We start from the raw sequence: 16,640 nt of genomic DNA, 5'->3' as shown, positions 1-16,640 counted from the left end.
GCAGCGTATGCGCTAACCGTTGCTGTACACCCGGGTGGGTGCGATAAGCACGACGGTGCGGCGCTGCTCGGCCATCACGCGGTCGTATTCGTCCCAATCGCTGTGTGTTCCACCGGCGGCGGTGAACACCTCACGCAGCAGCAGCCGAAGCTGCTCCGCTCCACCTTCGATGGTCAGCCAGCCTTGCGGATCGTCGGGACCCGCCAACTCGGCTGTGCCTTCCACGGTGGCCCACTGCCATCCATCGCGGAACGTGACCGCGAGTTGTGGACGTGCTCGCAGGTTCGCGAGTTTCACCTTGCCGTAGGTGACGAACCCAAGCGCCGGTTGTCCCGTCGCGGGGTGCGGCAGGACGCCGACGTTCACCAGCGATGCCTGAACGGTGGCGTCGGCGCGCACGGTCGAGACGATCGCGAGACCGCTGTCGTCGGCCGCGAGGGCGAAGGCTTCTTCGAGCGTCGGCATCGTGTTCACCCGATCCGGTTGTCGATGACGAAGGGCGTGCGGTAGACGTAGCGGCTCGTCGGCACCGTATCGACATTGCGGTTCGCGCCGAATGCGGAGGTGCTGGCGACCATTCGCTCCATCCGGCGGCCCAGCTCGGCGTCGTCGGGGGCACCGAAGAACGCGTGCAGATCCGAGACCGCCGCGTCGGGGAAGAGTTCCTCGACAATCGCGTCGATCGCCGGAGCGTCCTTAGTCAGCGCGCGCACCACCGCATTCTGCGTGTAGCCGAAGGTTGATTGCGTTTCGATTGCCACCGGCGTGTGGTTGATGTGCCAGTTGTGCCGCCAGGTCACCTCGTCCAGGTCCTCGGGCCTGCGCAGCAGAGCGACGTTGGCGAAGCCGTCGGTGCGCGCGCCCTCAGCGGTGGCCGGCGGCGGCAGCGGTACCGACTCGGTGACCAGATAGGCGGCAACCTGGTCCGCCTCGGATTGCAGCCGGGTCAGGGCCGCGGTGACCTGCTCGCCGTAGTACTGATGCGCCCACACGGTGACGAACCCGACGACCGGCGGGTCCAGAGTCGTGAGCGTCATGAGTGAGTGGCGCACTGCGCCGTCGCGCACGTTGACGGTCAGCCCCGGCAGTCCGAGCTCCAAAAGGTCGCCGACGACCTCGGTCCGCATCCTGGTGCACCATGCGTCATCCGCATCGGCACGCCGCAGCGCGATGATCACTTTCTCCACCATTCGAACCTAGCGCGTGGAGGTGCTCAGGCTTCCAGCCTCGCCCGGATGCTCGCCAGCCGTTGCTTGAGTTCGGCCTCGTCGATGACGCCTCGACTCACCAGAGAATGCGCCAACGACATCAGCTGGTTCTCCGGGTACGGCAGATCGGCGTACAGCGTCGCGGAGAGCTCATCCTCTTCGTCGCGGCGCTGTTTGAAATCGGGGATGTTCTCGTCACAGGAGGCTCGATCGAGCGCATCGCACATGCCGTCCAGGCTCGTTTTCCACGGCGGCACCGGGTTTTCGACGCCCCACTTAGCGGCCATGCGCGACCAGACCTGGTCTCGCTCGACGATTTCCTCCAGCGGCGCGATGCGCGCCGACTCTTCGGACGCGGTCATCCGGCGTTGCCGGGGTGAATCGCGGGGCGGGTGTCGACGATCATGTTGGTGGTTACACCGGCCTTGGGCAGCGCTACGCCGATCAGGGTGTCGCGGGTGATGATCTCGACCAGTTGATCCTCGGTCCAGCCCTCGGTGCCCTCGGGCTGCAAAGGCATGACCATAAATCGGTGCTTCTGGTTGGAATCCTGCACATGGACCGTGATGTCGTCCGGCAGATATAGCCCGAACTCGGCCAGCACCTGCCGAGGCCAGCGGACCAGGCGGCGACGGTAGTTCGGTGTGCGATACCACTCGGGCGAATTGCCGAGAATCGGCCGCGGGTAGCACGAGCACAGCGCGCACACGATCACGTTGTGCACGGTGGGTGTGTCCGCGAGGATCTGGAACGCGGTGAAGTCGCTGGGCGTGCCCCACCCCGTGGGGTGCAGCCAGTCGACGCCGACCTCCTTGCTGGCTGTCATCGGTTCAGCGAGAGCCAGTTCCTTGAACGCCGGATCAAGCCACGCCTTGGCCACCAGACGGGCAGCCGGAGTCGGGCCGATCTGTTCGGCGAACTCGGTCATCAAACGGTGTTCTTCAGCGGTGAAGATGCCCTTCTCGATGCACAGCTCGCGAAGCGCGATCTCCAAAACCTCGAAGTCGGTGATTTCGTCGACCATCGGGGCGACGGTCTGGTCGTGGTCATGGTCATGGCCGTGGTCAGTCATGCAAAACCCTTTCTGCGCAGCCTATTTCGCGGATTCCAACCAACGTTCAGGGATTTCTGTGGAAATGACGTCATCCGCTGTTCCGGTGTAGCCGTAGAACAATTCGGCCATGTTGAACCGGACGACATACATCCACTCCGGCTTTACCTCTCTGTCCCAGGTCTCGTCCTCGGCGGCGGGCGTCTCGTATGCGAGGGCCTCGATCTGGCCTTTCGCACCTCGCACGTACTCAGGCGTGCGGGTGTAGAAGATCACCGGAAGCTCACGCACCACCACCGCGTCGCCGACCTTGAACTTCGCTTTACCCGCCTGTCCGGCGTAACACCCTGGATCGCCTTTGCCGTCGGCTTCCTCGGCATGCTTGTTGCGCTTCACTTGCGAGCCGTCGCCTTCCGACTTGGGCTCGGCCTCGGGCTTTCGGCCGTCTAGTCCGCCTGCGTAGCGTTCCTTGACCTCTGCCATCCGCTCGCTGAGCTCTGACAGACCGATGTGGTGCTTCTCGACCAGCACCCGGGCTACGGCGATGAGCCAGCGGCCGTAGTACGGCAGCCCCAGGTACTGCGCGCGGCCGACGTCGACGTTGCCGATCCTTCTGCGCTCCTCCGAGAGCCAGATGCCGCGCCAGCCGAGGACCTCGCACATGACGTACGTCATGTGCTCCCACTCCTCGTATTGCTTGTTCTCGTACTTCATCGGCGCATCGGGCTCACCGCCGACATCGTGGACAGGCTTCCAGTACGCAGTGATACGACCGTGGTCGAGCATGTCCGGGGTCGGTGCATCGGGGAGTTCGGGATACGCCGACTTCAATCGGGACGTCAGTTCCAGTTGAGCCGCACGCTCTGCTGCAGTACTCATCGAGGGTCCCTTCGTCGGCCGGATACCCCGGCGCGCATTGCTGATCGGCGAATGTGATCGGGGAAATCTGGCGGAAGACCGGGCCACGGGCAGAGTCCAGCAACGCCGTCGAAGACGACAGCATTGTTGGTCATCGGCACCTCCCGGCTGCTCTCGTGACCCGTGCCGACTTTATCGGGCAAATTGAATCTATACAGCCGAATCGAAGACGAAACACCGTTCCATCGATTGACGAATACGTAAGTGGGCCCGGTCTTATCGTGTGCCGCAAGCGATCTGGCAAGCCTCTTCCGCGTTCGGATCGGCTATCCGCAAAGCGAAGACGCAGAGTTTGTCGGCGCGACTCGCGCGAGTTCCATCGTCGAGCGACGCCGGTGAGGTCAGAATGGGTGGATGACCACCGCAAGCCGGGTCTTCGGCGCGCTGAAGCCGCCTACGCCGGACAGTGGCGCGGTGGTTCGCAGCCTGTCCGGCGTGCTGGCAATGGCGCTGCTTGCGCTCGCCATCGACAGCGGCGCCGCCGCGGTCTGGACGACAGGCGCAGGCATCGTCTGCGGTGCGATCGCGCTGCAGGACAGCCCCGGCGGACGCGTGCAGCTCGTCGTCGTCGTGGCGTTGCAGATGGGCGGCGCTGTCCTGGTCGGAGCGTTGACGTCGGCGTACACCGTCCTGTTCATCGTCGTGGTCGCGGCATGGAACCTGGCGGCCGGAATGCAATGGGCGCTCGGAGGCCACGCGGGCCTCGTCGCGGCAGCGGGCAGCGCCCTGCTGATCATTGCGCCGCAGGACGTGCCGTCGGTGTCGTCGGTCGCGTTGCCGACGATCCTGACAATCGCGGCGGGCTGCGTACAGGCGGCGCTGATCGCCGTGTGGCCGCCGCAGCGCTGGCGCACGCAAAGCGATGCGTTGGCGCACGCGTACCGCTCCCTGGCCGCCGACGCACGGCGCGTCGCCGACGATCAGGACTCGTCGCTGGAGGCGGCGCAACTGACCGGGCTGCGGGATGCGTTCGCCGACACGCAGGCGACCAGGCGCCCGGAGGCCTACCATGGTGGTCACCGACTGCCGGAGCGCTTGGTGGTTGCACTGCGCGCATTGCGCGGGGCCCAAGACGATGAGCGCGAACGTGTTTCGCGCATGCTGAACGACGCCGCGGTGGCGCTCGACGCGATCGCCGAGAACAAGCACAACGCACGACGTGAAGCCGAACACGCCCTGGTTCGCGTCGATACCGTGGTGTCAGCGATGAAGGGGCCGGAAGCTGCGGCGGCGCAACGCTTCTCGAAACAGCTGCAGCAAGCCGCCGAGTTCCGGTTTCCGGATCTCCTCCAACCCGATGTGATCAGCCCTTTGCGGACGGCGCTTACGGAGGTCCGCAAGCATCTGACCTCGGCCTCGCCCATCCTGCGGCACGCCGTGCGATTGTCGGCGGCAGTCGCGCTGGCGACCGCCGCCGACCGGTTCGCCCCGATCGAGCACGGTCATTGGATCGCGCTGACGGTCCTGTTCGTCCTACGGCCCGAGACGGCGCATACGTACACCCGCTGCGTCGGACGCGTCGGGGGCCTTGCCGGTGGAATCATTCTCGCGTCCGTGATCGCCATGATCTGGCAGCCGACAGGAGTGGCCGCCGCAGTCATGACCGTTGCGTGTCTCGCCATCACCTTCTGGGTGGTCCGGTTCGGCTACATCGCAGCGAGCGCCGGCGTCGCGACGGCAGCGGTCTTCCTGTTGGACATCGACGCCGCCGCGGCCGGGGCAACGGTGGAAGACCGGCTGTTCTCCGTCGTGATCGGCGGTGGGTTGGCGGTCATGGCGCACGTCGTGCTGCCCGATCATGCGCTGACGCGGCTGCAGCAGCGGGCCGGCGAACTACTCAAGACCGAAATCGACTATGCGGCAACGGTCGTCAAGGCATTCGTGCACGAACTCGATCATCCTGTCGACGCGATGTCGACGGCGTGGCAGCGCGCTTTCCGGGCTCGGGCCGCATTCGAAGCCGCGTCCGGTGCCGCCCGGATGGATTCGCGGGACCTACGCCGGTGGCTCCGCTCCTATCGCACAGCGCTCAACGCGGTCACGAGCGCGTGCACGTCGCTGGAGCGCAGCCTTCCGACGCAGTCGCCCGACAAACTGACTCCCGAATTCATCGCCGCGGTCGATGACTACGTCGAAGCACTGCGGGGCGCACCGCCGAATCCGGCACTGCCCTGGACGGTCGACGTCGCCGCTCTGATGGCAGCGGACAAGCAGGTGCGGGAGCAGGCGGGGCTGTTCCCCGGGGACAACGGCGCGGCGCGGGTCCTGGTCTCCGAGATCGCGGCCATCACGCGCAGCCTCCTCGGCATCGTGCCTAGCCGCGAGCCCACTTCGGCTGGATGAAGATGCCCTCCGCCTCGACGGTGATGCCCTCGTCGTCGGCGAGATGGCCGGCCGCATAAGCCTTGAACCCATCGGTCCTGGTGATCCGCGCCTCGGCGTGTAGCTCCCCCAGCCGGGTCGGTCGCAGATAGCGCAGCGTGATGGTGCCGGTGAAGCGTGGCGTCTCTTCGTTGGCCGCCACTTCGCCCAGTACATGGTCGAGCACCAATGCGGAGATACCACCATGCACGTGGCCCGGCGGCCCTTCGTACGCCGCACCGAGGTGAAAGTCGGTGAATACCCCGCCGTCGGCATCGCGCTCGATCTTCAGCGGCGGCGCGATCGGATTGCGGATTCCGATCACGGGGTTTCCCCACGCCAGGCGATCGCCACCGGTGGTGAAGCGCACCCCGAACGGCCCGTCGCATTGGTTGGCCCGCAACCGTGCTGTCGTCGCATCGATCGCTGCTTTCGCCACGGCGACCTCGTCGGCATCGACCTCGGTACGGATCGTCGCGTCGATGAGCTCGCGAACCGACTCGGCGAGGGTGCCGTAAACAGCGCGCATGCGGTCGATCTCCGCAGCTGGGACGTCGCCGATATCCGTGTACTGCACCATCTGTGCACTAGAACACGTTCTAGTGGAGCTTGTCGAATCAGCCCTGCGCGCGCCTAACCAGGTCGTCGAGCGTCGCGCGGGCGGCAGCGTTGCGACGGCCCTGTTCGAGTTCGATCAGCGCGCATTCCGCGGTGGCAGCTACCCACAGTCGCGCCGCTTCGCGGGGATGGGTCCATTCGAGCGCGGCGAAGTCATCAGCCATCACGTCCACATTCATCCGATTGCGCCGCGTCACCTCATCGGCGATCGGGAGGTGGCCGCGGGCTTCCAACAGCAGTGCCTTGACGCCACGATCGCGAAGGCAGGCGTCGAGGTAGGTACGCGCGGCGACAGCCAGACGGTCACGACCCGGTTCCAGGTCGCCGATGGCCGCCGTCACCTCTTCGAACAGTACGTCGTGGAAGCGGCGATGAAGCGCGACCAAATAAGTCACCCGGTCCGGAAAGTGGTGGAAGAACGTGCCTTTCGACACTCCCGCGGCGGCGACGACCGCGTTGACGCTCAGCCCTTCGAGCCCGAGATCTTCCGCCAGCACCAAACCCGTTTCGATCAAATTCGCGCGCGTCTGCTGGGCCGCGGCCACCCGCTTGTTGGCTGTTTCCACGCTGCCTCCCTTGCCAGGACGTCGACTCCGGCCTAGTGTAATTGACCGACCGACCGGTCAATGAAAGGCCCGCCGATGCCCACGCTTCAGACCTCACTGGGAACCGTGTCCTATACCGACGAAGGTTCGGGTCCGCCCATGCTGTTGTTGCACGCAACCCTGCATGACCACACCGATTTCGACACCGTGCGCGCGGACCTGGGCCACGGGCGTCGCGTGCTCGCGCTCGACTGGCCGGGTCACGGCGACTCTCCCCTGCCGCCAAGACCCCTCGGCGCAGTCCAATTCGGCGATCTACTGGTCGAGTTCGCCGACCGGCTCGATCTGGACAATCTCGTCGTCGTCGGGAACTCCGTCGGCGGCTATGCCGCGTGCCGACTCGCCCTCGAACGCGCAGAACGCGTTTCAGGCGTCGTCCTCGTCAACACCGGCGGTTTCACCCCGCACAGCGCTGGCACCCGCATGCTGTGCGCGGCGATGGGCCGCCCGGCCGTCGTCAAGGCGGTCTTCCCCGTTTTCGTCCGCGCCTACATGCGGCCGAAAACGCCCACCGACAAAGCCGTCGCGCAGCGGGTGGTGGACCGCGCGAGAACCACTGCCGGTGCGAAAACCGCTGCGGCACTGTGGAAGAGCTTCTCCGAACCCGAGCACGATCTGCGGGTGCGAGCCGCCGGAATCACCGCGCCGGTGCTGATCACCTGGGGCGCCAAGGACCCGAGTGCCCCGGTGCGCTGGGGCAAGAAGGTCGGCGAGGCGATTCCGCGGTCAATGTTCGCGGCATTCCCGACGGGCCACGTCGTGTTCTCGTCCGAGCCGACGGCGTGGCTGGGCACGGTGCTGCCGTTCGTGGATGCCGCACAAGGCGTCCGATCGGACGTCACCCGTCGACAGTGATCCTGCCCCCGGCCGAACCGAATCCGAGCCAGGTGTGCCGATTGCCGGCCCAGCACCAGCCGACCTTCGGCGCGTTGCGGTTGGCCTTAACGTCCCGGCCGGTGCCGTTGCTGATCCACAACGCGGGTGTCCTGGAGTCCAGCACGCCCGAAGGTTTGGTCAGGCGCGATCCGATCGTCATGAAGCAGCGGCCCCGCTCGAGCACATCCGGCTGCTGCAACAACCAGTGCACTCCTTCGGTCAGCGTCAACGGTGTCCGTCCGGCTTCGACAATCGCAGGCAGCGCTTCGGCAGGACTCCAGTTGGCCATCTCGTCACCGCGGTCGAGGTCGTAGAGCAGATATAGCGGGCTGTCAGGAACATCGACCGACGAGATGGGCGTGAAGTTGTCGACATCGGACATGTCGCTGACGACGAAGCCCGGCTTGCCCGCCCGGCTCAGCAGAGGTGCCAGCCTCGACACCGGCGCAAGTCCGTGGTGGACGACCAGGATCGCGGGGGCGCCGACCGAGTGACGGGTCACGGCCCGCACCAGATCGGCGGGCAGCCCCGCAATTCGGTGGACTCCGAGTTGGATCAGTCGTTCGGCCTGTTCAGGCACGCTTGGCAGGGGTGCGGTGAGGGTCGGCACCTGCCCACAACGAAGCGAACCTGACCAGAAGTTCCTACATCCCTGTAGGCGGTTGCCTATTCGGCGGGCAGCCCCGCCTCGATCGCGGCGGCCTGCTGCTGCGCGATGTCCTGCGCTTGCTCCGGCGGAATCGGGTCGTTCGGTGCGCTCTCGAAGTTCAGCGACGTCAACGCCTTGCCCTGGGTGAACAAGATGACGGTCACCGCCTTACTGCCGTCAGGCGAGGTGCCAATCGCCATCACACCCTGATCGCCGACCTCGACAGGCTCGGGCGCACCGGTGGTCACCTGGTTCATCGTGGCCGAATTGCTCTGGAAGTTGGAGTCGGCGGCAGCGACATCGGGAAAGACGAGGATGGTGTCGATGATCTGCCGGTGGCCTTCAGGCGATGAATAGACCTGCGCAGCACCGGGATTGCCGCCCGGGTTCAACTGCACGCCGCCCGGAGTCTGGATGTCGGGGCCGATGTCCGTCGGCGGAAGGAGAAGAGCGCCGTAGTCGCTCGGCTCCGCGGCGGGTGTGCTGGCCTCCGCCGAGGTGGTCTCCTCCGACGTGGTGGCCGCAGCGGAGGTGGTCGTGGACGTAGCCGAGGTCGACGACTCCGACGACGAATCGTCCGACTTGCTGCAGCCGGACGCGGTGACCCCAATGACCAGAGCTGCTACGGCCAAGCTCGTAGCGGACAAACGTACGATCTCCATGGATTTCCTCTCGGAGTGGACGGCCCTCGGCTGGACCGGCGGATACAGATCTACAGCACCGTCAATAGATTTACTATCCCGATTGCGAAATCGGCCGCCCGCGTGTCGGGTGAACACGCGACGGTTTTGTCGCACATCCGCGAGGCATTGAGCGCGACGTCACATCAGCCCAAGAGGGTGTGTTAGCTAACCTATATTTTCGTAGTCAGTTGTCCACGATCTGACCTAGGATCGATCCGTGGCCACCCGCACCCAAAGCACCGATCCCCGCGCCGAACGCGTCCGGGCCAAGTTGATCGATGCGGCGTTCGCGCTGGCGCATGAACGCCCGGTCGATCAGCTCACCGTCGGTGATCTCGTGGCGCGGGCCGGCGTCAGCAGGCAGGTCTTCTACCGGCACTTCTCCGACCGCGACGATGCGATTGCTTCATCGTTCGCCATCGCCTTCGCGGCAGCGACCGCCGATCTGGACGCTGAACCGAGAAACCGGATCCTGCGGATTTTCGGGCTCGCCGCCGAGCATCGCGCGATGTACCGCAACGTCGTACCGAGCGCGGTTGCTCAGCGGGTAATCGCGGCGTTCCGCGCCGAACTCCTCCCGGCATGTGAGGAGTTGGCCGCCCGGGCGCTACCCGTCGTCGGGGCCGCCGCAGGCCTTGAACCCGGCGCGGTCAGCCGCTTCCTGGTGGGTGGATTCCAGGAAGTACTTCGGTCCTGGATGGAAGACCCCGGCGAATCGGGCCAGGCCACCGATCTCCTCGGCCGGGTGACCGTCGCCCTCGACACCGTCGACGCGCTGCTTTCGCGCCCCGACGTCACGACCTGAAACAGAAAGGATCCGCCGTGGGCAAGCACCACGCTCCCCTCCTCGAGACAGCCGATATCCGGCCCTCCCGCAGAGACATTCGCAACATGGCCTTGGTCATGGCGGCGCTCGCGGTATTCGTCATCGCGATGATCGCCAGTTATTCGGGCGCCTTCGCCAAACCGACGCTGCACCACCTGAACGTCGCCGTCGCCGCACCACAGCAGCTCGTGGACGGTATCCGCGGGCAAGACGCACTCGGCGTCACGCAGGTCGCCGACGCGGCCGCGGCACGCGATCAGGTCTTCGGCCGCAAGACGGACGCCGCGTTCGTCGTCGACGCGCCGGGCCACCTCGACATCTATGTCGCCGGTGGCGGCGGCCGAAGCGTCGCGACCGCGGCCGAGACTGTCGGGCGTGGCATCGCCGCCAAGGCCGGGCTGACAGCGGACGTCACCGACGTAGCCCCGACCAACGCGGCCGACCCACAGGGCACCGTCGTGTTCTACGCCGTCATCTTCCTGTCGATCGGCGCCTCAGTGGGCGCCACGATATTCGGACGAATGATGGGGAGCGTGCACAAGCCGTCCACATTCGCTTGGCGCACATTGAGTCTCGTTGCCTACTCCGTCGTGCTGGCAGGTGGTGTGACGCTGTATGTCGACGTCGTCCTCGGCGCGCTCACTGGACACACCTGGCAGGTGTTCGGCGCCCTGTTCGTCTACGCGATGGCGGTCGCGGGAGCAGTGACCGGCGTTGCGGCAGCGTTCGGCACCATCGCCTCTGCGGCGCTCACGGCGTTCCTCGTGATCGTCGGCAACGCCGCCGCCGCAGGCCCGGTCGGCAAGCCACTGTTGTCCGGCTTCTATACGACGTTCAACGCGATCGTGCCCCAGGGCTCCGGCGTCGCGCTGTTGCGCAGTGTCGAATACTTCGGCACGAACGGCGCACTGGCCCCGCTCGCCACCCTGCTCGGCTGGGCCGCGGCCGGCGGCGTGCTGGCCATCTGCGCCGCCATGATTCGGACGCGAGCCTCCCGACCGGTCGCCCATCCGTAAACTCATCGGTTGTGGCCATCGACGACCATGATCTTGAACGCCTAAGCCGTTGTGTCGAACTCGCGCGCGAGGCACTCGACAGCGGTGACGAACCGTTCGGATCGATCCTCGTCGATGGCGAGGGTCAGGTCGTCTTCGAGGACCGCAACCGCGTCAAGGACGGCGACCGCACCCGCCACCCCGAGTTCGCGATCGCTCAGTGGGCCGTCGGAAAGCTGACGCCCGCCGAACGCGACCGCGCCACGGTCTACACCTCCGGCGAGCACTGCCCCATGTGCGCGGCGGCGCATGCCTGGGTCGGCTTGGGCCGCATCGTCTATGCGACATCGTCAGAACAGTTGACCCGGTGGCTGGCCGAATGGGGCGCGACACCGCCTCCGGTGGCACCGTTGCCGATCACCGTCGTCGCGCCGCGTGTCGCGGTCGACGGCCCGGCGCCCGAATACGCCGACGAGATGAAGGCACTCTACGAAGCGAAGTTTCGACCGTGACCGAGTCATCGAACGCAACAGAACCGGCCTGGGTCGAGCACGTGATCTGGTGGCAGGTCTACCCATTGGGCTTCGTCGGCGCTTACCCTGCCGACCCAGCTCCGACCGCCGACGAGCACCGGCTGCGCCGCGTTGTCAACTGGCTGGACCACGCCATCGCTCTCGGCGCGTCCGGGCTGGCGCTCGGACCGGTATTCGCATCCCGCACGCATGGCTACGACACCACGGACCATTACCGGATCGATCCGCGGCTGGGCGACGACGGCGACTTCGATCACCTGGTCGCCGAAGCACGCGGCCGCGGGCTGCGGATCCTGCTGGACGGTGTCTTCAACCACGTGGGCACCGACTTCGCCAATACCTCGTGGTTCCGTAAGCGGCGCAACGGTTCTGACTTCGACACGTTCGAGGGCCACGGCGACCTGATCGCCCTCGATCACGACAACCCCGAGGTGATCGACTACGCCGTCGACGTCATGACGCACTGGCTGGGCCGCGGCGCGGACGGCTGGCGACTGGACGCCGCCTACGCCGTTCCGGACCGGTTCTGGGCACAGGTCCTCCCCCGCGTGCGCGCTGCGTTTCCCGACGCCTGGTTCGTCGGTGAGGTCATTCACGGCGACTATTCGGCGCGGGTGGCCGACAGCGGCTTCGACTCGGTGACACAGTACGAACTGTGGAAGGCGATCTGGAGCGGCCTCAACGACGGGAACTTCCACGAACTCGACTGGGCGATGTTCCGGCACAACGAATTTCTCGACACTTTTGTGCCGATGACATTCGTTGGCAATCACGACGTCACCAGGATCGCCAGCCGACTGGAGAACACCCGACACCTGGCGCACGCGCTCGTCGTCCTGCTGACGACCGGAGGCACGCCAAGCGTCTACGCAGGCGACGAGTCCGCCTACCGAGGCATCAAAGAGGAGCGGTTCGGCGGCGACGACGCGGTGCGGCCCGAATTCGGTTCTCCACCAGAGGGTGTCGATCAGCTGGGGTACGACGAGTTCAGGCTGCACCAGTATCTGATCGGCTTGCGCCGACGGCATCCGTGGCTGCACACCGCACGCACGTCATCGCTGCAACTGGCCAACCAGCAGTACATCTACCAGTCGCGCAACGGCTCCGATGCGCTCGTCGTCGCACTCAATATCGACGACAAGCCGCTGCGGGTCTCGCTGCCCGAGATCGGCTTCGACCAGGGCACGATCCTCGCCGGCTCGGGGGCGCCACCGCAGGACGTCGTCGCCACGACCGAGGTCGAGCCGCACGGCTGGCTCATCATCGCGCCAACTGCTCAACAGTGAGCTCGTCCTCCACGCCGTCGTAGAGCCGGTCCAGCACCGCACGGAACTCGGCATTGTCCGCGGTGGCGCGGGCGAACAGTGTCATCGACGATCGCACCTTGAGGTTGTCGGGCCATCCGAAGATGTCGTCGGCCGTCGCCCCCTGGATGCCGGCGACCACCTGCGCACATTCCCGAAGGCGGGGGCCGAGCATCGGATGGTCGAGGTACGCCTTCGCCTCGGCCAGCGACGTGATGCCGTACCGGATCGCCGTGGAGCTACGGCCGAGGCCCTGCAGTTGGGGGAAGACGAACCAGATCCAGTGGCTGCGTTTGCGTCCGCCGCGCAGTTCTGCGAGCGCTGTGTCGTACGCGCGGTCCTGGGCGTCGACGAAGCGCTGCAGATCGAATGGATCGTCCGATGACAACATTTTGCCTACAGCCCCCTCTTTGACCAGTTTCGCAAGCTAGTGTTTTCGATTCAATGACGACATCCAGCGATCCGGAATCGCCCGCTCCGACGACGCCGACCAAGAGACCCAGAAATCTGCGGCTGCCCGTCGCGTCCAGGGTCAGCATTCAGTCGAAACTCTTGATGATGCTGCTCGTCACGAGCGTCCTTTCGGCGGCTGTGGTCGGCGCGATCGGGTACCAATCGGGTCGATCCTCGCTGCGGGAGTCGGTGTTCGACCGCCTGACCGAGATTCGTCAGTCGCAGAGCCGCCAGCTGCAGGAAGGCATCGGAGATCTCAAGGATTCTCTGGTGATCTATTCGCGTGGGGCCACGTCGACTCAGGCGATCCAGGCGTTCACAGCCGGCTTCGACCAACTCAACGGCGCGAACATCAGCCCGGCCCAGCAGCAGTCGATCATCGACTACTACACCGATCAATTCGCCCCGACGAAAAAGAAGGCCGGCGAGGAGATCGACGTCGATGCGGTGCTGCCGAACACGAATGCGCAGCGCTACCTGCAGGCGTATTACACCGCGCCGTTCTCGGTCTCGGAGTGGGACAAGGCCATCGCCTTCGACGATGCCGGCGACGGCAGCGCGTGGTCGGCCGCCAACGCCCGGTACAACGACTTCTTCCGAGAGATCGTCACGCGCTTCGAGTTCGAGGACGCGTTGCTGCTCGACACCCGGGGCAACATTGTGTACACCGCGTACAAAGGTGTGGACCTCGGCACCAACATCTTCACCGGACCGTTCAAGGGCGGCCCGCTGGCCACCGCGTACACCAAAGCGCTTGATTCGAACACCGTCGATTACGTCGGCCTGACGGACTTCGGTGAGTACGAGCCGGCGGACGAACCGACCGCGTGGTTCCTGTCGCCGGTCGGACCGCAGGGCCGGGTCGACGGGGTGCTGGCCCTGCAGTTCCCGATCTCCAAGATCAATCGCCTGATGACGATGAACCGGAAGTGGGAAGAGTCCGGCATGGGTAAGACGGGCGAGACGTTCATCGTCGGCGACGACGACCTGATGCGGTCGGATTCGCGGCTGTTCCTCGAAGACCCCGAGGCCTACAAACGCGACGTCGTCGACGCCGGCACGCCGCCCGATATCGCGCAGGAGGCGATCGACCGGGGCGGTACGACGCTGATCCAGCCGGTGCCGACGGATGCCACCAAATTCGCCCAGCGCGGGCAGTCGGGCACGCTGATCGCCGAAGACTATCTGGGTCACGAGACCTTGCAGGCATACGCCCCCGCCAACATCGAGGGCCTGCGCTGGAACGTGATCGCCAAGATCAACACGTCGGAGGCATTCGCCCCGGTCTCAGCGTTCACCCGCACGCTCGTGCTGTCGACGGTCGCGATCATCTTCGTGGTCTGCCTGGCCGCGATGCTGCTCGCGCGACTGTTCGTACGGCCCATCCGCCGCCTGGAATCCGGCGCCCAGAAGATCAGTTCCGGCGACTACAACATCAACCTGCCCGTGCATTCGCGCGACGAATTCGGTGACCTCACCGTCGCGTTCAACGACATGAGCCGCAACCTCACCATCAAGGAGGAGTTGCTCGCTGAGCAGCGCCGTGAGAACGACCGGCTCATGTTGTCCCTCATGCCCGAGCCGGTGGTGCAGCGGTACCGCGAGGGCGAGGAGACCATCGCGCAGGATCACCACGACGTCACGGTGATCTTCGCCGACGTCGTCGGTCTGGACGCCTTGTCTTCGGATCTCAGTTCCGATGAGTTGCTCACGATCGTCAACAAGCTGACACGCCAATTCGATGCCGCCGCAGAGAATCTCGGTGTCGAACAGGTGCGAACCCTGCACAACGGCTATCTGGCGAGTTGTGGACTCAGCGTGCCGCGACTCGACAATGTCAGGCGCACGGTCGATTTCGCGATCGAGATGCAACGCATCATCGAGCGGTTCAACGCCGAGACCGGACATGACCTGAGCCTGCGTGCCGGAATCGATACCGGCACGGTGACGAGCGGTCTGGTCGCGCGGTCCACGCTCGCCTATGACATGTGGGGGTCGGCGGTGAACCTGGCCTATCAGGTGCAGAGCGGTTCGCCCCAACCCGGTGTGTACGTCACCTCCGCGGTCTACGACACTATGCGCGACAGCCGCAAGTTTGTGTCCGCGGGCGTGATCACCGTGGATGGTGAAGAACAACCCGTCTGGCGGTTGGCGCAGCAATGAGCAGCATTTTCGATTCGGGATGGTTCTACTGGGCCGTCGGCGTGGCCATCGGCTTTCCCGTCTGCCTGGTGCTCCTGACCGAGTTGCACAACGCTCTGCTGCGCCGCAACAACGCACTGGCCCGTCCCGTGCATCTGATCCGCAATTACGTCCTGCCGCTCGGTGCGCTGCTGATCCTGCTGGTGCAGGCGATCCAGGTCAACGGCGAGGCGACGCCGGTGCGTGTGGTCGCGACGGTGTTCGGTTTCGTGGTGCTGGTCTTGCTGCTGTCGGGTCTCAACGCGACGATGTTCCAGGGCGCTCCGGAAGGCAGCTGGCGCAAGCGAATCCCGTCGATCTTCCTCGACGTGGCCAGATTCGCGGTGATCGCCGTCGGCCTCGGCATCATGCTGGCCTACATCTGGGGCGCGAACGTGGGCGGCCTCTTCACCGCACTTGGCGTGTCGTCCATCGTGCTTGGCCTCGCTTTGCAGAACTCGGTGGGCCAGATCATCTCGGGCCTGCTCCTGTTGTTCGAACAGCCGTTTCAGCTGGGCGACTGGATCGACGCACCGAGTGCACGGGGCCGGGTCGTCGAAGTCAACTGGCGGGCAACGCATATCGATACCGGCGCCGGCATGATGATCATGCCCAATTCGGCGCTGGCGGCCGCGTCGTTCAAGAATCTCAGCCGGCCGGCCGGCACCCATACCCTTGGCGTCACCACCGTCTTCTCGGTGGACGACCCACCCGACGACGTCATCAGAATGCTGAACCAGGCGGCCGCGATGCTGCCGCAGGTTCGGCCGGGCGCGACACCGTCCAGTGTCCGGTCAGGTTCCCTGGAATACAGCACCGGAATTCCGCTGCGCTCCCCCGCCGATGACTTCGCCGCCAAATCACAGTTCCTGCGCTGGGTCTGGTACGCATCGCGGCGAGCCGGCCTGCACCTCGACGAGGCGGAAGACGAATTCGCGACGCCGGAGCGGGTGGAGACCTCGTTGCGGATCATCGCTCCGACGCTGCGACTGAACCAACAGGACCAAGAGGATTTGCTCCACCGGGTCCGCCTGACGCGCTACGGAGCTGACGAATACCTCCAATACTCCGGCCAGGTCCCGAAGCGGATGACGTTGATCGTCAACGGGAAAGTCCGGCTTGCGGCAACCGACAATGCGGGTGGCATGGTTCCCGTCCGGACACTGGAGTCCGGCGATTTCCTCGGACAGACGGCGCTGACTCTCGAACCTGTCACCGCGGCGGCGTATGCCCTCGAGGAAGTCACCGTCCTGCGGTTCGATCGCGAGGTCATCGAGGATCTGGTGGCCAAAAAGCCGGTGCTGCTGCAGGATCTCGGACGGGCGATCGAAGAGCGACGCGAGAGCCTGCGGCGCGCGCTGGCCGCCACACAGGACTGA

General features: G+C 65.6%; 18 protein-coding genes. 8 read left to right on the top strand and 10 right to left on the bottom strand.

From position 1 onward, the window contains the following. Positions 1-12: 12 nt before the first annotated feature. The 5 genes from ACIA48_RS12200 to ACIA48_RS12180 are packed head-to-tail and all read right to left on the bottom strand — an operon-like array spanning position 13 to position 3,138. Entirely contained in the window at positions 13-465 is a 453-nt protein-coding gene (locus tag ACIA48_RS12200; protein ID WP_396731202.1) for a TIGR03618 family F420-dependent PPOX class oxidoreductase, read from the bottom strand. 5 nt (positions 466-470) lie between these two features. Further along, positions 471-1,187, bottom strand: a complete 717-nt coding sequence (locus ACIA48_RS12195; protein WP_396731199.1) for an EthD domain-containing protein — start codon at positions 1,185-1,187, stop codon at positions 471-473. A 26-nt stretch (positions 1,188-1,213) separates the two neighbouring features. Next, the gene (locus tag ACIA48_RS12190; RefSeq protein ID WP_396731196.1) at positions 1,214-1,570 is read right to left on the bottom strand and encodes a thiocyanate hydrolase; all 357 of its coding nucleotides are present in this window, start codon (positions 1,568-1,570) and stop codon (positions 1,214-1,216) included. After that, positions 1,567-2,280 carry a thiocyanate hydrolase subunit gamma gene (gene scnC / locus ACIA48_RS12185; RefSeq protein WP_396731193.1) on the bottom strand — a complete coding sequence of 238 codons (714 nt, stop codon included), beginning with the start codon at positions 2,278-2,280 and terminating at the stop codon, positions 1,567-1,569. The genes ACIA48_RS12190 and scnC overlap by 4 nt, the downstream gene beginning before the upstream one ends. Before the next feature lie 21 nt (positions 2,281-2,301). Next, positions 2,302-3,138, bottom strand: a complete 837-nt coding sequence (locus ACIA48_RS12180; RefSeq protein ID WP_396731190.1) for an SH3-like domain-containing protein — start codon at positions 3,136-3,138, stop codon at positions 2,302-2,304. Between the two features lie 393 nt (positions 3,139-3,531). On the opposite strand from ACIA48_RS12180, the gene ACIA48_RS12175 reads away from it, so the two are divergent. Then, positions 3,532-5,520, top strand: a complete 1,989-nt coding sequence (locus tag ACIA48_RS12175; RefSeq protein ID WP_396731187.1) for an FUSC family protein — start codon at positions 3,532-3,534, stop codon at positions 5,518-5,520. Here the strand turns inward: ACIA48_RS12175 and ACIA48_RS12170 are convergent. Continuing rightward, a complete protein-coding gene (locus ACIA48_RS12170) occupies positions 5,492-6,118 on the bottom strand; it encodes a PaaI family thioesterase (RefSeq protein ID WP_396731184.1) in 627 nt (208 codons plus the stop codon). The two genes, ACIA48_RS12175 and ACIA48_RS12170, sit on opposite strands and share 29 nt — an antisense overlap. A 37-nt stretch (positions 6,119-6,155) precedes the next feature. Then, the gene (locus tag ACIA48_RS12165) at positions 6,156-6,722 is read right to left on the bottom strand and encodes a TetR/AcrR family transcriptional regulator (RefSeq protein WP_396731181.1); all 567 of its coding nucleotides are present in this window, start codon (positions 6,720-6,722) and stop codon (positions 6,156-6,158) included. Positions 6,723-6,797: 75 nt separating this feature from the next. On the opposite strand from ACIA48_RS12165, the gene ACIA48_RS12160 reads away from it, so the two are divergent. Continuing rightward, positions 6,798-7,616: an alpha/beta fold hydrolase gene (locus tag ACIA48_RS12160; RefSeq protein ID WP_396731178.1), complete on the top strand. Its 819-nt coding sequence runs from the start codon at positions 6,798-6,800 to the stop codon at positions 7,614-7,616. Here the strand turns inward: ACIA48_RS12160 and ACIA48_RS12155 are convergent. Next, positions 7,600-8,247: a DUF5701 family protein gene (locus tag ACIA48_RS12155; RefSeq protein ID WP_396731176.1), complete on the bottom strand. Its 648-nt coding sequence runs from the start codon at positions 8,245-8,247 to the stop codon at positions 7,600-7,602. The two genes, ACIA48_RS12160 and ACIA48_RS12155, sit on opposite strands and share 17 nt — an antisense overlap. A gap of 56 nt (positions 8,248-8,303) precedes the next feature. After that, complete coding sequence (locus tag ACIA48_RS12150) at positions 8,304-8,948, bottom strand: hypothetical protein (protein ID WP_396731173.1); 645 nt, start codon at positions 8,946-8,948, stop codon at positions 8,304-8,306. Positions 8,949-9,186: 238 nt separating this feature from the next. Here ACIA48_RS12150 and ACIA48_RS12145 point away from each other — a divergent pair, with 238 nt between their 5' ends. From ACIA48_RS12145 to ACIA48_RS12130, 4 genes are read left to right on the top strand one after another with little or no spacing between them, the layout of a single operon-like run. After that, the gene (locus ACIA48_RS12145) at positions 9,187-9,774 is read left to right on the top strand and encodes a TetR/AcrR family transcriptional regulator (RefSeq protein WP_396731171.1); all 588 of its coding nucleotides are present in this window, start codon (positions 9,187-9,189) and stop codon (positions 9,772-9,774) included. Between the two features lie 17 nt (positions 9,775-9,791). Next, the gene (locus tag ACIA48_RS12140) at positions 9,792-10,811 is read left to right on the top strand and encodes a hypothetical protein (protein WP_396731168.1); all 1,020 of its coding nucleotides are present in this window, start codon (positions 9,792-9,794) and stop codon (positions 10,809-10,811) included. Between the two features lie 11 nt (positions 10,812-10,822). Further along, the gene (locus ACIA48_RS12135; RefSeq protein ID WP_396731165.1) at positions 10,823-11,302 is read left to right on the top strand and encodes a nucleoside deaminase; all 480 of its coding nucleotides are present in this window, start codon (positions 10,823-10,825) and stop codon (positions 11,300-11,302) included. Next, positions 11,299-12,609 (top strand): alpha-amylase family protein, encoded by a 1,311-nt coding sequence (locus ACIA48_RS12130; RefSeq protein ID WP_396731162.1) that lies wholly within the window; start codon positions 11,299-11,301, stop codon positions 12,607-12,609. Before ACIA48_RS12135 ends, ACIA48_RS12130 begins: the two co-directional genes overlap by 4 nt. Here ACIA48_RS12130 and ACIA48_RS12125 read toward each other — a convergent pair. Continuing rightward, positions 12,584-13,018, bottom strand: coding sequence for a DUF1810 domain-containing protein (locus tag ACIA48_RS12125; protein WP_396731159.1), 435 nt, complete (start codon positions 13,016-13,018; stop codon positions 12,584-12,586). The two genes, ACIA48_RS12130 and ACIA48_RS12125, sit on opposite strands and share 26 nt — an antisense overlap. Before the next feature lie 53 nt (positions 13,019-13,071). Between ACIA48_RS12125 and ACIA48_RS12120 the strand changes: the two genes are divergently transcribed. Together ACIA48_RS12120 and ACIA48_RS12115 are read left to right on the top strand one after the other, a co-directional pair. Next, complete coding sequence (locus ACIA48_RS12120) at positions 13,072-15,243, top strand: adenylate/guanylate cyclase domain-containing protein (protein ID WP_396731156.1); 2,172 nt, start codon at positions 13,072-13,074, stop codon at positions 15,241-15,243. Beyond that, positions 15,240-16,640 carry a mechanosensitive ion channel domain-containing protein gene (locus tag ACIA48_RS12115; protein ID WP_396731153.1) on the top strand — a complete coding sequence of 467 codons (1,401 nt, stop codon included), beginning with the start codon at positions 15,240-15,242 and terminating at the stop codon, positions 16,638-16,640. Before ACIA48_RS12120 ends, ACIA48_RS12115 begins: the two co-directional genes overlap by 4 nt.

This window comes from Mycobacterium sp. NPDC051804 (assembly GCF_044452905.1).
Taxonomy (GTDB): Bacteria; Actinomycetota; Actinomycetes; order Mycobacteriales; family Mycobacteriaceae; genus Mycobacterium.
Note: the sequence above shows the minus strand (reverse complement) of the source record. Positions and strands in the feature narration are given on the sequence as shown.

Excerpts from the sequence above, each read along its gene's own strand:
- ACIA48_RS12200 (WP_396731202.1), bottom strand. The coding sequence starts at position 465 with ATGCCGACGCTCGAAGAAGCCTTCGCCCTCGCGGCCGACGACAGCGGT.
- ACIA48_RS12190 (WP_396731196.1), bottom strand. The coding sequence starts at position 1,570 with ATGACCGCGTCCGAAGAGTCGGCGCGCATCGCGCCGCTGGAGGAAATC.
- scnC (WP_396731193.1), bottom strand. The coding sequence starts at position 2,280 with ATGACTGACCACGGCCATGACCATGACCACGACCAGACCGTCGCCCCG.
- ACIA48_RS12180 (WP_396731190.1), bottom strand. The coding sequence starts at position 3,138 with ATGAGTACTGCAGCAGAGCGTGCGGCTCAACTGGAACTGACGTCCCGA.
- ACIA48_RS12175 (WP_396731187.1), top strand. The coding sequence starts at position 3,532 with ATGACCACCGCAAGCCGGGTCTTCGGCGCGCTGAAGCCGCCTACGCCG.
- ACIA48_RS12170 (WP_396731184.1), bottom strand. The coding sequence starts at position 6,118 with ATGGTGCAGTACACGGATATCGGCGACGTCCCAGCTGCGGAGATCGAC.
- ACIA48_RS12160 (WP_396731178.1), top strand. The coding sequence starts at position 6,798 with ATGCCCACGCTTCAGACCTCACTGGGAACCGTGTCCTATACCGACGAA.
- ACIA48_RS12150 (WP_396731173.1), bottom strand. The coding sequence starts at position 8,948 with ATGGAGATCGTACGTTTGTCCGCTACGAGCTTGGCCGTAGCAGCTCTG.
- ACIA48_RS12125 (WP_396731159.1), bottom strand. The coding sequence starts at position 13,018 with ATGTTGTCATCGGACGATCCATTCGATCTGCAGCGCTTCGTCGACGCC.
- ACIA48_RS12120 (WP_396731156.1), top strand. The coding sequence starts at position 13,072 with ATGACGACATCCAGCGATCCGGAATCGCCCGCTCCGACGACGCCGACC.
- ACIA48_RS12115 (WP_396731153.1), top strand. The coding sequence starts at position 15,240 with ATGAGCAGCATTTTCGATTCGGGATGGTTCTACTGGGCCGTCGGCGTG.